The organism is bacterium (assembly GCA_028821235.1).
Taxonomy (GTDB): Bacteria; Actinomycetota; Acidimicrobiia; order Spongiisociales; family Spongiisociaceae; genus Spongiisocius.
The window spans coordinates 25,619-40,281 of sequence record JAPPGV010000056.1 but is presented as its reverse complement, the minus strand read 5'-3'; the positions used below and the strand labels follow the sequence as shown (position 1 = coordinate 40,281).

Sequence of the window (14,663 nt, the reverse complement as noted above, 5' to 3'; positions counted from 1 at the left end):
AGGAACACCGCTGCCTCGCCATACCACACCGCCATTACACAGACAGACCACTAGTGGTGCGACGCTATCGGCCAGCCAGGCTCCCCGTGGGTGGCGGGCGGCGGCTGCCAGGTCCTGCGGCCGATCGATGTCGAGCAGGAAGCCCAGGGAGGTGATCACGCGAGGCGGAGGCCCGGCAGTGAGGTGGCGATGGAAGCTGGCCGTTCCGTACCCGAACGGGTGCCGCCCTCGCCCTCCCAGCGCCGAAGTGCCGCCGTCGTAGGACGGGGCCAGCACCCGTTCCCCCGATCGCGCCACTTCCAACGCCAGAACCACCTCGTCCGGACTCAGGCACGGAAGATCTGAGTGGAGGATAAGCCAGGGTCTCCCGGCGGCCAGCCGGACGACTTTATCGGCAGCCCCGTCGAGGCCTCCGCCCGGCGGGTCTGCCACCACTCGGTGCCCTTCTACCAGTGCCCACTCCCGGACTTCCGTCGCCGAGGTGACGACGTGGGGTGTCACCCCCGCCCGGAGTACGGTTCCGGCGGTGTGCGCAGCCAGCGCCCGGGCCAGTGCCGTTCGCTCGTCCGGGCTATACGACCCCGCCAGGCGCCGGTACGCATCCCGGAAGGATCGGATCGGCAGTGCGACCAGTGGTTCATCCATTGGTTTCCGACCCACCGGATGGCTGCAGTCCCAGCCGCCGCGGGAGGGGACGCTCGTCTATCGGAACATGGACGGCCGCCGCGGCCAGGTTGACGGCGATGGCGATCCACCACATCAGGTCGTAGGCGCCGGTACGGTCGTAGATGAACCCTCCCAGCCACACCCCGATGAAGCTTCCCACCTGATGGGACAGGAACACGATACCGAACAGGGTGGCGAGGTAGCGCACCCCGAACACCTGCTCGACGATTCCCGAGGTCAGAGGCACCGTGGCCAGCCACAGCACCCCCAGCGCGGCGGCGAAGAGATAGATGGTGAGACCCGTCTTGGGCGCCAGCAGCATCCCCAGCGTGACCACGGATCTCAGGGTATAGAGGGTTGCCAGGCCGTTTTTCTTCGACCACTTCTGGCCGTAGATGCCGCTTCCGAAAGAGCCCAGGATGTTGAACATGCCGATCAGGGCGATCGAGATGGCGCCCACAACCGCGGCAAAGCCCAGGTCCTGGACGAATGCCGGGAAGTGAACGGTGATGAAGGCGATGTGGAAGCCGCATGCGAAGAATCCGGTGGTCAGGAGCAGGTAGCCCCTGTGCCGGCGGGCCTCCACCAGCGCCTCGCGAATCGTCTGATCGGTAGCCACCTCGCCCTTTGCGGTGGTGGTGTTCGGCACCAGGAAGGCCAGCGGGGCTATCAGCAGGCTGATGGCCGCCAGTATGAGCAGGGCCTGGTTCCATCCGAACGAGTTGATGAACCCCTGGCCGAGTGGCGAGAACAGCACCTGGCCGAACGAGCCCGCTGCGGTGCCCAGGCCGAGGGCCAGCGACCGCCGGTCCGGTCCGACCGCCCTGGCGATGGTCACCATGGCCAGCGAGAAGGCGGTGAGGGCCACTCCGACGCCGACTATCAGCCCGGCCGTGAGGTGGAGGAAGAGGGTGTCCTGCGCCTGCGCCATTCCCCAGACGCCCACCGAGTAGACGACGGCACCACCGGCCAGCACGTATCGTGGGCCGTAGCGGTCGGCTAGGGCGCCGGCGAAGGGCAGACCGGCGCCCCACAGGAGGTTCTGGATGGCCAAGGCCAGGGCGAAGGTCTCGCGGCTCCAGTCCTGGGCCAGGGTCATCGGGGTCAGGAACAGGCCGAAAATGGAGCGTATGCCGAATCCGATCATCCCGATGAGACATCCGGCGGCTATGACGGCTGCGGGCGACCTCCACCAGAGGGAGTCAGGATTGGCGCGGGTCACGGAGGTCTCCGATCCTGGAGGTCAGGGGAGTCGGATCATCCAATGCTAGGCCGGAGAGGGAGGGCTCAGATGCGCGCCGCCGTCTATCACGGTGCTCGGGACATCCGGATCCAGAACCTGCCAATGCCTATCCCCGGCCCGGGAGAACTGCTCCTGGAGGTCCGCTCCTCCGGAATCTGTGGCACCGACGCGCTGGAGTGGGACGGCGGTCCCATCCTCACGCCCTTGGACAAGCGCCATCCGGTGTCGGGTCATCAGGGCCCGATCATCCTGGGTCACGAGTTCGGCGGCCGGGTCGTGGACCTCGGACCGGCGGTGGACGGTTTCGCGACGGGTGACCTGGTGGCCTGCGTGGCCGGGATTTCCTGTGGCGACTGTGAGGCATGCCGGGCCGGGACCAGCAATTTCTGCGACAGGTACTTCACGCTCGGCATCGACGCGCACGGTGGTCTGGCCCGGTACGTGGTTGCCGGCTCGGCGGCTTGTCTGGAGGTGGGACGGCTCGGTCTCGACGACGACGGGGCTGCTCTCGTCCAACCTATGTCGGTGGCGCTTCACGCACTCCGGCAGGGAAGACTCCGGCCGGGCGATACAGCGGTGGTGCTGGGCGTGGGCGGGGTGGGGGCGTTCCTGTCCTACGCGGCCGCGCAGCTAGGCGCCGATGTGCTGGCCGTCGACCTCGACCCGGCCCGGCTCGCCGTCGCGGAGGCTCTCGGGGTGTGCGCCGCGCTGCGAGCGGATCCCGGCTCCTCACCGGCGCCTAATGTGCTGGGGCGTGCCGGCAGTCCGGTGTCGGTGGTGTACGAGGTAACCGGCGCTCCGGCGGCGCTGGCCGCCGCCCTGGACATGGTGCGGCCCAGGGGCCGCGTGGTTCAGGTCGGGCTCGGCGCCGATCCGGTCTCGATCGACATGCGCCGCATCACCCTCCGCGAGACCCGGCTGGTGGGAACCCGAGCCCAGGTCTTCGAGACCGACTTCGCCGACGCTGCGTCCCTCATCGCCTCCCGACCTGAGGGCTGGTCCGATGTGGCGCCGATCGCCCTTCCTCTCGATCAATTGGTCTCCGACGGCCTCCTGCCCATGGCGGAGGGCCGGCCCGAACGCATCAAGACCCTGATAGATCCGTGGGCGACTGCCATCCGGCCGGCGAGCGGTGCCCGCGCGGGTAGTATCGACCGATCGTCTCACCGAGCTCTGGAACGGGTGATAGCAGAATGAACGTCGCAGTCGTTGCCGGTCCCGACCTGGACACTCGCCTCCGTGTCTACCGGATGATGCTCGAGGCGCGCCGCTTCGAAGAGAGCGCCCACCAGATGTTCCTGCAGGGCCTGGTCAAGGGGACTACCCATCTGGGCATCGGCCAGGAGGCGGTCGCCGCCGGTTTTGCCGCCGCCATGCGCGCCGATGACCTCACCTTCTGCACCTACCGGGGTCACAACCACACCCTGCTCCGTGGCGCTCCGCCAGGCCGGCTGATGTCGGAGCTGCTCGGCAGGTCGGAGGGTGTGTGCGGCGGTAAGGGCGGCTCCATGCACCTCACCTGGGCGCCGACCGGCGCGATGGGATCGTATGCCATCGTGGGCGCCCATCTACCGATCGCCGTCGGCGCAGCCTGGGCAGCCGTAGAGCGGGGCACCGGGCAGGTGGCGGTCTGCTTCTTCGGCGACGGCGCCACCAATATCGGGGCGTTCCACGAGGCGCTCAACCTGGCGGTGGTGTGGGATCTGCCGGTGGTGTTCGTCTGCGAGAACAACCTGTACATGGAGTACACCCCGATCGGGTCGGTCACCGCCGTGGAACGCCCTGCCGCCGACCGGGCGGCCGCCTACGGGCTGGAGGGCTTGCTGGTGGACGGCAACGATCCCGACGCGATGTACGAGACCGCTTCCGATGTCATCGCCCGAGCCCGCGCAGGCGGCGGACCCAGCCTGGTCGAGGCGGTCACCTACCGTCACGGCGGCCATTCCCGGGCCGATCCTGGTACCTACCGGCCGGACGAGGAGGTCCGGCAGTGGCTGGCCCGGGATCCCATTCCCATGTACCGCGCCAGGCTGGCCGGCGCCGGAGCGTCGGAAGAGCGGTTGGAGGAAGTTGATCAGTCGGTCGAGGCATGGATCGAAGCCGCCGTGGAGGAGGCCAAGGCCGCGCCCGAGCCCACGGTCGACTCGATCGCCACCGAGGTATGGGCGGACGGAGGATCGCGATGGCGGAACTGATCACCTATCGCGAAGCGGTGGCCAGGGCCCTGGCCCAGGAGATGGAGCGCGATGACACCGTATACCTGATCGGTGAGGACGTCGCGGCCGCCGGCGGGGTCTTCAAGACCACACCGGGCCTGCTGGAGAAATTCGGCGAGCGGCGGGTCCGTGACACTCCCATCTCGGAGGAGGCGATCATCGGCGCGGTTATGGGCGCCGCCATGAACGGTCTCCGGCCGGTGGCCGAGATCATGTTCTCGGACTTCCTGGCCACCTGCTGGGATCTGGTGGCCAACCAGATCGCCAAGACCAGGTACATGACCGACGGCCAGGTCGCTCTGCCGCTGGTCATCCGTACCGCCAACGGCGGCGGGGTGCGGTTCGGCGCCCAGCACTCCCAGAGCTTGGAGAATTGGGCCATGTCGGTACCCGGCCTCAAAGTGGTGGCGCCCTCCACCCCGAGAGACGTGATCGCCCTGATGGCCGCCTCGGTTCGCGACCCCGATCCGGTGATCTTCTTCGAGCACAAGGGCCTGTTCGCCAGCCGGGGAGAGGTGCCGGACGGTGAACTGGTAGGGCGTTTGGGCGAGGCATCGGTCGTGCGGTCCGGATCGGACGCCACCATCCTGGCGCTGGCGGCCATGGTTCCCAAGGCCCTGCAGGCAGCCGACGAGCTGTCGGCCCGGGGGGTCGAGGCGACCGTGGTCGACCTGCGCTGCCTTGTGCCCCTGGACACCCGGACCATCCTCTCGACGGTTGCCGAGACCGGGAGGGTGTTCACGGTCGAGGAGAACCCGCGGCTGTGCGGATGGGGCGCCGAGGTGGTGTCGATAATCGCCGAGGAGGCCTTCTACGACCTCGACTCGCCGGTGGTGCGGATCACCACGGACCACATACCCTTGCCGGCCTCCGACATCCTGGAGGATGCCACCATCCCATCCGTAGCCCGGATCGTGGATACGGTGACCCGCTCCCTCGACTGACCATTCCGCCACACTCCGCACGCACGTTCGGTCCTTCGAGTCCCCCTCTACCACCGCCACGCTCGAAGCCGAGATGTCGTTCCGGCTGTGGGTGGCGGAAGCCTCAATCCATCAGTAGGCGGGGCCTGATCAGCAACTCCAGGCGGGCCGAGCCCCGTCCCAGATCGGACCAGGAGACGTAACGGGAACGCATGTAGGCCAGCGTTGCGGTGGTCACCCGGATCTGGTGTCCGGTCAGGTACTCGAGCATGCCGGACATGGTGGGCTCGTGCCCGACCACCATGAGGCGTTCCACCCCGGTGACCTTCTGAACCAGTTGGAGGACATCCGCAGGGCCGGCGCCGTAGAGCTCCGGAGCAACTTCGATACGGCTGTCCCACCCTCCCGCCTCGGCGGCCAACTCGGCCGTGGTCTGAGTGCGGACCGCCGGCGAAGCGAGTACCAACTCGGGCGCCAGCCGGTAGCGGGAGATGAACTCGCCGACGGCTCGGGCCGACCGGACCCCCCGCTTGTTCAAGGGGCGGCTCTGATCGGCGCCGTAGCGTGCCGTCCAGTCCGACTTGGCATGCCGGAGCAGTATCAGGTCGGGCATCGGATCACCGGTTCCGAGCGGTGCGGGATCGTTCCAGGGCCAGATCCGTGAGCGCCTGGTGGAGATCGAGGCCTCGCTTCTGGCCCCGTGGCTCGTAGGTACCGTCCGGTTGGAGCACCCACGACAGGTGATCGTCGGCCCGGCACAGATCGAGGATCTCCTCGAGCCGGTGCTGGGCTTCCGGATCCTCGACCGGGAACAGGGCTTCGACCCTCCGATCGAGATTGCGGGGCATCAGGTCGGCCGAGCCTATGTAGTACAGGAACCCGCGTTCCGGCCGTCCGAGCCGGAGGATGCGAGAATGTTCCAGGAACCGGCCCACGATGGACCGTACGGTGACGTTCTCGCTCAGCCCGGGGACTCCGGGCCGCAGGCAGCACACCCCCCGGACGATCAGGTCGATCCGGGTACCCGCCTGGGAGGCCTCGTAGAGGGCATTGATCATCCGCTCGTCGACCAGGCCGTTGAGCTTGGCCACGATGTGCCCGTCTCCGTACTCGGACTCGCGCCGGACCAGTTCGAGGAAATGGTCGCGGAGTTCGGTAGGCGCCACCACCAGCTTCCGGTAGGACTTCTGCTTGCTGTAGCCGGTCATGTGGTTGAAGAGGTCGCTGACATCGGCGCCGATCTGCGGGTCCTTGGTGAACAGGCCCACGTCCTCGTACAGCCGGGCGGTCTTCTCGTTGTAGTTGCCGGTGGACGTGTGGACGTAGCGAGCCAGGCGGCCCTCCTCCTGGCGGACCACCAGGCAGAGCTTGGCGTGGGTCTTGAGGCCGACCAGCCCGTAGACCACATGCACACCGGCTTCCTCCAGCGCCTGGGCCTGCTCGATGTTGCGCTCCTCGTCGAAACGGGCCTTCAGTTCTACCAGTGCTACCACCTGCTTGCCCAACTCGGCCGCGGTTATCAGCGACCGGGCGATGGAGCTGTCCGACGATGTCCGATACAGCGTCTGCTTGATACCCAGCACCTGGGGGTCATGGGCGGCTTCGCGCACGAACTCAGCAGTCGAGGCGGCAAACGACTCGTAGGGGTGATGGACGATGAGGTCACGCTCGCTGATGAGGTCGAAGAAGGAGCGCTCGGCCGAGAGGCCGGCCGGCACCACCGGCGGGAACGGCTTCCAGCGGAGTTCCGGCCGGTCCAGATCGGCCAACGTCGTCAGCGAGCCGAGGTCCAGCAGGCCGGCAATGCGATAGACATGGCGGTCCTTGATGTCCAGTTCCCGCATCAGCAGGTCGAGTACGTCGGGGTCGATGTCCCGCTCCACCTCCAACCGCATCACCTGGCCGCGACGCCTGCGGCCGATCTCGGACTTCAGCGCGGCCAGAAGGTCGTTGGTCTCGAACTCGGCCAGCTCGTAGTCGGTGTTGCGGGTGAGCCGGAACGGATGGCACTTGGAGACGTGCATGCCCGGGAACAGCTCGTCGATGTAAGCCGAGATCAGCTGTTCGAGCGGTACGAACCCGCGCTGGTCGGGAAGCTCGATGAACCGCGGCAGGATCGGCGGGACCTTCACCCGGGCGAACCGCTGCTCCCCAGTCTCCGGCTCCTTGACCATGACCGCCAGGTTCATGGACAGGTTCGATATGTACGGGAAGGGATGGGCCGGATCGACCGCCAGCGGGGTCAGAACCGGATACACCCGGTCGTGAAACACCCGATGAAGATACGCTTGGTCGGTCTCGTCCAGCGCATCCCACAGCAGGATGTGGATGCCGAGGCGGTCCAGAGCAGGCTGCAGCTCCGTGCGGAATACATGGCTCTGTTGCTCGCATATCTCAACGACCACCGACCGGATCCGGTCCAGCAGCTCCGGTGTCGACATCCCCGCCCTCGACAGATCCTCGAAGCCGGCGTCCACCTTCTCCTCGAGTCTGGCCACCCGCACCTGGTAGATCTCGTCGATCAGCTCGCTCACGATTGCTACATATCTGACCCGCTCCAGCAGGGGGGTGCGGTGGCGCTCGGCTTGGGCCAGAACCCGCCGGACGAACTCGAGCTGGGAGAGTTCCCGGATGAGGAACGGATGGTCGGAGCGGACGCCCATCAGGCTCGTAGCTCCCTCAGATCCGCGTGCGGTAGACCCGCGGCCACGTTGCGAACCGGTTGGCCCGTCTCACGATCGGCCAGTCCGTTGAACAGGAGGTCGGTCATCGCTCCGGCAACGGTCGGCAACGCCGCCTCGGGGTCGTCGGCATCGATCAGCGCCTGTGCGGCGGACATGATCATGTCGTTGAGAAAGCGGCCGGCGAGTCCGGGCGGGAGCCTCTTGAGATCACCCGCCTCCACTCCGGCCCGGTAGGTATCCACGAATTCACGCGCCAGCGACTGGTGCGCCACCGCCACGCGCTGCCGAGCGGATTCGGAGAGCTTGTGGATCTCTCGGTGAAGCAACCGGCCCAGGGTGGGCTCGGTGGCCAGGAACTCGAGTGTGACCACCACCAGGTTCCGGAGACGCTCCACCGGCGTGATGCCGGACGGAATCCGGGATATCAGGTTCCGGATCGTCGGCGGGAGGGTCTCCTCCACGAGGGAGGCGAGCAGGTCGTCCTTGTCCGTGAAGTAGTCGTAGAGGGTGGTGCGGCCCATCCCCACACCGGCGGCGATGTCACCGAACGAGGTGTCCTCGTACCCCCAGGTGGCGAAGAGTTCCCGAGCCTTGTCGAGGATGAGGGCGCGGGTGATCACCTTGTGCTCGGCGATGCTGGCGGCTCTGATCCGGGGCATGGGCGAGAGATTAACCCTCACGCCGCCCTTTGAGAAGGGGTTTCGCGATCCCGGGCACGTGGGGCCCGCTCAGCGGTGCCGGGTCAGCCGGCAAGCTCCCTCTCGAGCGGGGTCCGGAACCTGGGCGTGACCCGGGTCTGGCCCATCCAGTCCTCGAGATGCTCCGCTATCCGAGCTACATCGGCTGCTCCCTCGGCGCCGACGTCCTCTAGGAGGCGGTACGAGATGCGGCCTGCCTTGGTCTGGGCCCAACCGCCCACCACCCTGCCGTCCCACCACACGGTGGGTCCGGCGTTCCCGTTGCGGTCGTAGAGGGGCCCGGCGTGGTCGCCCAGGTACCAGTCCCGGTCCCGCCATCCCATGATGGTGGAGTCGAGTGACGGCAGCAGGGCCGCTCGCGGCTCGGATGGTGGGGTTGGTTCCAGATCATGCGCGAGGACGAAGGCCGGTCCTTCGTCGGTTTCCGCCTCGGAGACCTCCAGGGATCCGAGGGCAGCCCGTACATCCCGGAGGGGCCAGCCCGACCACCACTTCAGGTCGGCCATCGTCCCCGGTCCGTAGGCGCGCAACCACAATTCCAGGATCCGCGCCCGCGCCTGGGCTGGGTCGAGGTCGCGGATACCACGCGGAATCAGTCCTGCCGGAGTGGTCCAGCGGTACTGCCCGCTGATCCATGACCCGCGGGGCCGGGCCCGGATGATCCGCCCTTCGCAGGCAAGGAGGAAGAGCACCCGGGTCGAGACCCCGACCTTCCCGCCCCACGCCTTTCCCTTCCCGAACTCGAGGGTCAGCTTGAGTTCCGGCACGTCCTCGCGCAGCTCCATAGCCGCGGCTTGGCCGCGCCTGGCGATGGCTTCTGTGGTCGCATCCGACACCCGCCGTACCCAAGCCTCGCCGTCACGTGCCAGGTTCTGGCCCTCCAGGTATCCGACCAGGCGTTTCCGCACCGCCGGCGCCAGCCTCAGGGAGCAGCCATGTTGCAGGAGCGGTACCTGCCCGGCCGGAACGGCGAACAGGGTGCCCCGCATTCCGAGTACCCGGAACAGGGTGGGCCGGTCGTAAAGCTCCCGCTCCAGGTCGGCGACAGTGATCCCCGGCACCCGGGCCCGCGCCGAGAGGAAGACAGTGGTCGGGTCGCTGGAATGCAGGCCCACCAGGCGCCTGGCAGCCTCGGTGGCCGAAGCGGCCGGATGATCGGGATGAAGATGGTGGCGCCTCACCAGCCGCCGCCGCCGTTCTTCCCTGCTGATCCGCGCCTTCGCCATCTCGCTCCAGCATACGTTGCACCGACCTGACGACCGTCCCCTTCGGGACACACTCCGCAGCCAAGTGACCTACCTGCGAGCCAACCCGGTGTGCTCCGGGGCGCCCGGCGCTCCTACGCTGCTGCGGCCCCATCCGGGAGCGAGAGCCATGCAATCAGGTCACGCGGGTCGCCGGTAGGAGGCCGCTGAAAGAGACGGGGATTGGCGGGCCTGCGATGCGCTGACGGGGGTTTCGGCGTCGAAATCGGGCCAACCGGACATTCTTCAGTACCCTCCTGGTCATGCCTGCAACGGTGGTGCTGGGTGCCCAGTGGGGTGACGAGGGCAAGGGCCGGGTAACCGACCTGTTCGCCCGGGATGCCGACTACGTGGTCCGCTACCAGGGCGGCAACAACGCCGGTCACACCATCGTGGTCGGTTCGGAGCGTTTCGCGCTATCACTCGTGCCTTCGGGGGTCATGTATCCGGGGGTTACGCCGGTCATCGCCTCCGGGGTGGTCATCGACCCCCAGGTGTTGCTGGCGGAGATGTCCATGCTGGAGGAACGGGGTATCGACCCGTCACGGCTTCGCATCTCGGGCAACGCCCATCTGATCATGCCCTACCACCGCAAGCTGGACACGGTCATGGAGCGCTACCTGGGTCGCAACCGGATCGGGACTACCAAGAGGGGGATCGGGCCTGCCTACACCGACAAGATCGCCCGCACCGGAATCCGGGTACAGGACCTGTTCGACCCGGCGATCTTCTCCGACAAGCTGGAGACCGTCCTGACCGAGAAGAACAAGATCCTCACCCGGGTCTACAACCAGCTTCCGATGAAGTCGTCGGGGATCGTGGACGAGTACCTCCGTTATGCAGAGCGGCTTCTGCCGATGGTGGATGACACTTCCCTGCTGATCTGGGAGGCCCTGGCGGGTGGGAAGGACGTGCTCTTCGAGGGGGCGCAGGGCACCCTGCTCGACATCGACCACGGCACCTACCCGTTCGTCACCTCCTCCACCCCAACCGCCGGGGGGGCGGCGGTCGGGGCCGGGGTCGGTCCCAAGGTGCTGGACCGGGTTGTGGGCGTGGCCAAGGCCTACATATCCCGGGTCGGCAGCGGTCCCTTCCCCACCGAGCTGTCGGACGAAGCCGGTGATCGCATGGTGGACGTGGGCGGCGAGTACGGCACGGTGACGGGGCGGCGTCGGCGATGCGGCTGGCTCGACCTCGTGGCCCTCCGCTATGCCCGCCGGGTCAACTCGCTCACCGAGCTCTTCATCACCAAGCTCGACGTCCTGTCCGGTTTCGATACGATCCGGGCTGCCACCGGCTACCGGTCGGGGAGTGACACCTATTCCGAGTTCCCCCGCCAGCAGCGGGTTCTCTACAACTGCTCTCCTATCTACGAGGAGTTCGAGGGCTGGGAAGAGGACATCACGGACATCCGGAGCTTCGGGGACCTTCCCGGCCAGGCCCGTCGCTACATCGAGTTCATCGAGGATCAGGTCGGTCTTCCGGTGAGCCGGATATCGGTAGGCCCCGAACGCGCCCAGGTGGTCACCAGACAGTAGGACCAAGGCTCCTGGCCGTGTCTTGCCAATGGGTTATGCCTTTTTCTCCTAATGCGTTAGGAATATGGGGCCAATAGGCCTGGGATCATGTCAGGGGCCGCCCGGCCGCCGGACGCTCCCAGCACCCATCAATGGAGGCCGTGATGCACAACTTCCACTCCGACACCCAGACCAAGCCGACGGCGGGGATGCGGGCCACGGTCCTGGACGCTGATGTCGGAGACGAGCAGTTGGGCACCGACCCCACCACCTCCCGGCTGGAGAGCCGCGTTGCCGAGTTGCTGGGCAAGGAGGCGGCCTTGTTCCTGCCGTCAGGCACCATGTGCAACGAGATCGCCATCAAGGTCCACGTAGATCCCGGAGATGAGGTGATCGCGCATTGGAGCAGCCACATCATCGGCTACGAGTCGGGTGGCCCGGCGGCTCTGGCCGGCGCCATGGTCCACCCGCTTGACGGGGATCACGGGAGGTTCACGGGTGAGCAGGTCGCTCGGGCCATCCGGCCCAAGTCCCGGTACATGCCCCCCTCCCGGCTGGTGTCGATCGAGCAGACCGCCAACCTGGCCGGGGGGGCGATCTGGCCTATCGAGGTCATAGACGAGGTGGCGGAGGTGGCCCACGGCGCGGGCCTCGTCACCCACATGGACGGCGCCCGCCTGCTGAACGCGGTGGTAGCAACCGGAGTCCCGGCGGCTCGTTTCGCCGAGGGGATGGACAGCGTCTGGGTCGACCTGACCAAGGGTCTTGGCGCAGGGGTCGGGGCGGTGATGGCCGGCAGCCGGGACTTCATCGATCGGGCCTGGCGATGGAAGCAGCAGTGGGGTGGGGCGATGCGCCAGTCCGGCATCATCGCCGCGATGGGCCTCTACGCGCTCGACCATCATGTTGATCGGATGGCGGATGACCATGCCCGGGCGGCCCGGATCGGGGCGGCCATGTCCGGGATGGCCCGGGTGGCGAGCGTGTTGCCGGTGGAGACGAACATCGTGATATTCCGGATGACGTCGGACGGCCCGGGCTCAGCTGAGCTGATCGAGACCGCACGCCGGGCGGGCGTGCTCATCTCACCCCGGGATGAGCGAACCTGCCGCATAGTCACCCATCTCGACGTGGACGACCATGACGTGGACGTCCTATTGGAGGTGATGGGCTCGGCCCTCGACTGATCAATCGACAGTTGAGTTCTAGCGCAGAGAACCATTCGGACAGTCCTATAATCCCGGGCTCCACCCGGTTCTCTGGCTTCTCGTGCGGGAGCGGGTTAGTCTGGTGGGGCGGTACGGGGGCGTGGTGAAGCCTGGAGTTCACGCCGGCCTGTCAAGCCGGAGGTCGCGGGTTCAAATCCCGTCGTCCCCGCCACGAGGACCAGCCGCTCGGAGGGTACTGAAGAGTGTCCAGTTGGCCCGATAGCCGGCTGGAAGATCGCAGGTCGGGGAATCGGGGGTCAACCCATCCCCGTCCTTTCAGCGCCCTCCTCGGAGACGGTTCTCGTAGCTCAGCGGCCAGGTAGCTCAGTCGGTAGAGCGCTGCTCTGAAAAAGCAGAGGTCCCCGGATCGACGCCGGGCCTGGCCACCCATGACATCCGTCCCATCGTCTGTCCCGGATAAGCGGCGGTCTTGGCGACCGGGCCCCGGCCAGCGGTCCGCCGTGACGTCGGCGCTTCCTTCTACAGACAACTTGACATCATAGGTATTCGCCATATAAACTCCTTTGTGTTACAAACTATAGGGAGGTTCCCATCGTGCCCCCGGCAGTCAGCGTCGAAGGCCTAACCAAGACCTACGGCTCCGTCACCGCATTGGCGGGGGTCAGCTTCACGGTCGACGAGGGTGAGGTGCTGGCGATCCTCGGCCCGAACGGCGCCGGCAAGACCACCGCGGTGGAGATCCTGGAGGGCTACCGGCGGGCGGACGGCGGCACGATCAGCGTGCTGGGCCACGATCCGTCGTCCGGCGGGAGGGAGTTTCGCGATCGGATCGGAATCGTCCTCCAGGAGACCGGTATCGAGGTGGTGCTGACGGTCCGGGAGGCCATCGATGTCTACGCCCGGTCCTATTCCCGCCGGCTGCCCACGGACGAGTTGATCAACCTGGTAGGGCTGGACGGCAAGGCCGATGCCCGCATCAAGACCCTCTCCGGCGGGCAGAAACGCAGGCTCGACCTCGCACTGGGTCTGGCCGGGGATCCCGATCTGGTGTTCCTGGACGAGCCCACCACGGGGTTCGATCCGTCGGCGCGCCGCAAATCGTGGGCGATGATCGAAGGCTTGACCAACCTCGGCAAGACGATCCTGCTCACCACCCATTACCTGGACGAGGCTCAGCACCTGGCGGATCGGATCATCGTCCTGTCCGGCGGCTCCATAGTTGCCGAAGGAACGGCTGACGCGCTGGGCGAGGGCCGGGCGTTCAGCACCATCTCGTTCACCGCCGAAGGCGCGGACGGGCTTCCTCGATTGGAGGGCGGACCGGACATGACCGGCCACACCGTCACCTACCGATCCACCTCGGTGACCACCGATCTGCTCGAGTTGACGACCTGGGCCACGGAGCGGGGGGTCGAGTTGGGCGGCCTGGAAGTGACCCGGCCCAGCCTCGAGGACGTATACCTCGACATCGTGGGCGAGACCGAGAACGGGGGTCGGCCATCATGAGCCCCGCCCGTTACCTGTCCCTCGTCTGGGGTCAGATCCGCCACAACAACCGCCTGTTCTGGCGGACGCCGGCCGCCGCCTTCTTCACCCTGGCGCTACCGGTCATCTTCCTGGTGCTGTTCAGCGTCATCTTCGGGGACCAAGAATGGAGTGGCTATAGCTTCGCCCAGTTCTTCGCCCCGGCCATGGCCGTGTTCGCCGCGGTGTCTTCATCGTTCAGCAACCTGGCGATCGGAGTGTCCTACGCCCGGGACCAGGGGATTCTCAAACGGGTCCGGGGCACACCGCTCCCCGCCTGGGTATACATGGCCGGGCGAATCGGCTCCGGGGTCTGGATGGCCGTGCTGTCGGTGGGCCTGATGTTCGTCCTGGGGTGGGCCTTCTTCGACTTCCGGATGGTGTGGGACAACCTCGGCAGCGCCCTGCTGGTCTTCGTGGTGGGGATCGCCACGTTCTCGGCGCTCGGCTTGGCGGTGTGCGCGTCGCTCAGGAACGCCGACTCGTCCCCCGCCGCCGCCAATGGCGTGTTCCTGCCGATGGCCTTCGTTTCGGGGATCTTCATCCCGCTGGACGATGCGCCGCAGTGGCTGGTCATCCTGGGCGATGTCTTCCCGTTGAAGCACTTCGCCGGACCGTTCCGTGAGGCATTCGACCCGTTCCACGAAGGGGCGATCATCGGGTGGGAGCACTTGGGGGTGATGGGCCTCTGGCTGGTGTTCGGTATGTTGGTCATCACCCGCTACTTCACCTGGGATCCCCGCGGCGCATAGGGCCCCGGATAACAGGAGAGCGGTGGT

13 protein-coding genes and 2 tRNA genes are annotated in these 14,663 nt (G+C 67.0%); 9 read left to right on the top strand and 6 right to left on the bottom strand.

Annotation, left to right across the window (positions count from 1 at the left end; translation table 11 throughout):
• Both OXK16_06160 and OXK16_06155 read right to left on the bottom strand, forming a co-directional pair.
• Positions 1–645: NTP transferase domain-containing protein (locus OXK16_06160; GenBank protein MDE0375530.1), on the bottom strand; the 645-nt coding region annotated here is incomplete at its 3' end.
• Complete coding sequence (locus tag OXK16_06155; GenBank protein MDE0375529.1) at positions 638–1,888, bottom strand: MFS transporter; 1,251 nt, start codon at positions 1,886–1,888, stop codon at positions 638–640. The genes OXK16_06160 and OXK16_06155, both read right to left, overlap by 8 nt.
• Positions 1,889–1,957: 69 nt before the next feature.
• Here OXK16_06155 and OXK16_06150 point away from each other — a divergent pair, with 69 nt between their 5' ends.
• The 3 genes from OXK16_06150 to OXK16_06140 are packed head-to-tail and all read left to right on the top strand — an operon-like array spanning position 1,958 to position 5,069.
• Positions 1,958–3,106, top strand: a complete 1,149-nt coding sequence (locus OXK16_06150) for an alcohol dehydrogenase catalytic domain-containing protein (protein MDE0375528.1) — start codon at positions 1,958–1,960, stop codon at positions 3,104–3,106.
• Positions 3,103–4,104, top strand: a complete 1,002-nt coding sequence (locus OXK16_06145) for a thiamine pyrophosphate-dependent dehydrogenase E1 component subunit alpha (GenBank protein MDE0375527.1) — start codon at positions 3,103–3,105, stop codon at positions 4,102–4,104. Before OXK16_06150 ends, OXK16_06145 begins: the two co-directional genes overlap by 4 nt.
• On the top strand, positions 4,092–5,069 hold the full coding sequence (locus OXK16_06140) for an alpha-ketoacid dehydrogenase subunit beta (GenBank protein ID MDE0375526.1): 978 nt from the start codon (positions 4,092–4,094) through the stop codon (positions 5,067–5,069). Before OXK16_06145 ends, OXK16_06140 begins: the two co-directional genes overlap by 13 nt.
• Positions 5,070–5,172: 103 nt before the next feature.
• On the opposite strand, the gene OXK16_06135 is transcribed toward OXK16_06140, so the two are convergent.
• From OXK16_06135 to OXK16_06120, 4 genes are all read right to left on the bottom strand, one after another.
• Positions 5,173–5,661 (bottom strand): histidine phosphatase family protein, encoded by a 489-nt coding sequence (locus tag OXK16_06135; protein ID MDE0375525.1) that lies wholly within the window; start codon positions 5,659–5,661, stop codon positions 5,173–5,175.
• A gap of 4 nt (positions 5,662–5,665) precedes the next feature.
• Complete coding sequence (ppk1, locus tag OXK16_06130) at positions 5,666–7,711, bottom strand: polyphosphate kinase 1 (GenBank protein MDE0375524.1); 2,046 nt, start codon at positions 7,709–7,711, stop codon at positions 5,666–5,668.
• Positions 7,711–8,391: a TetR/AcrR family transcriptional regulator gene (locus tag OXK16_06125; GenBank protein ID MDE0375523.1), complete on the bottom strand. Its 681-nt coding sequence runs from the start codon at positions 8,389–8,391 to the stop codon at positions 7,711–7,713. The genes ppk1 and OXK16_06125 overlap by 1 nt, the downstream gene beginning before the upstream one ends.
• A gap of 83 nt (positions 8,392–8,474) precedes the next feature.
• Complete coding sequence (locus OXK16_06120; GenBank protein ID MDE0375522.1) at positions 8,475–9,656, bottom strand: winged helix DNA-binding domain-containing protein; 1,182 nt, start codon at positions 9,654–9,656, stop codon at positions 8,475–8,477.
• A gap of 281 nt (positions 9,657–9,937) precedes the next feature.
• On the opposite strand from OXK16_06120, the gene OXK16_06115 reads away from it, so the two are divergent.
• From OXK16_06115 to OXK16_06090, 6 genes are all read left to right on the top strand, one after another.
• Positions 9,938–11,212, top strand: coding sequence for an adenylosuccinate synthase (locus OXK16_06115; GenBank protein ID MDE0375521.1), 1,275 nt, complete (start codon positions 9,938–9,940; stop codon positions 11,210–11,212).
• Positions 11,213–11,343: 131 nt separating this feature from the next.
• Positions 11,344–12,378, top strand: a complete 1,035-nt coding sequence (locus OXK16_06110; GenBank protein ID MDE0375520.1) for a threonine aldolase family protein — start codon at positions 11,344–11,346, stop codon at positions 12,376–12,378.
• Positions 12,379–12,493: 115 nt separating this feature from the next.
• Positions 12,494–12,571 (top strand) — tRNA-Asp (locus OXK16_06105).
• 141 nt (positions 12,572–12,712) lie between these two features.
• A tRNA-Phe gene (locus OXK16_06100) sits at positions 12,713–12,785 on the top strand.
• 169 nt (positions 12,786–12,954) lie between these two features.
• Positions 12,955–13,866, top strand: a complete 912-nt coding sequence (locus OXK16_06095; protein ID MDE0375519.1) for an ABC transporter ATP-binding protein — start codon at positions 12,955–12,957, stop codon at positions 13,864–13,866.
• Positions 13,863–14,636 carry an ABC transporter permease gene (locus tag OXK16_06090; protein ID MDE0375518.1) on the top strand — a complete coding sequence of 258 codons (774 nt, stop codon included), beginning with the start codon at positions 13,863–13,865 and terminating at the stop codon, positions 14,634–14,636. The genes OXK16_06095 and OXK16_06090 overlap by 4 nt, the downstream gene beginning before the upstream one ends.
• Positions 14,637–14,663: the final 27 nt, after the last annotated feature.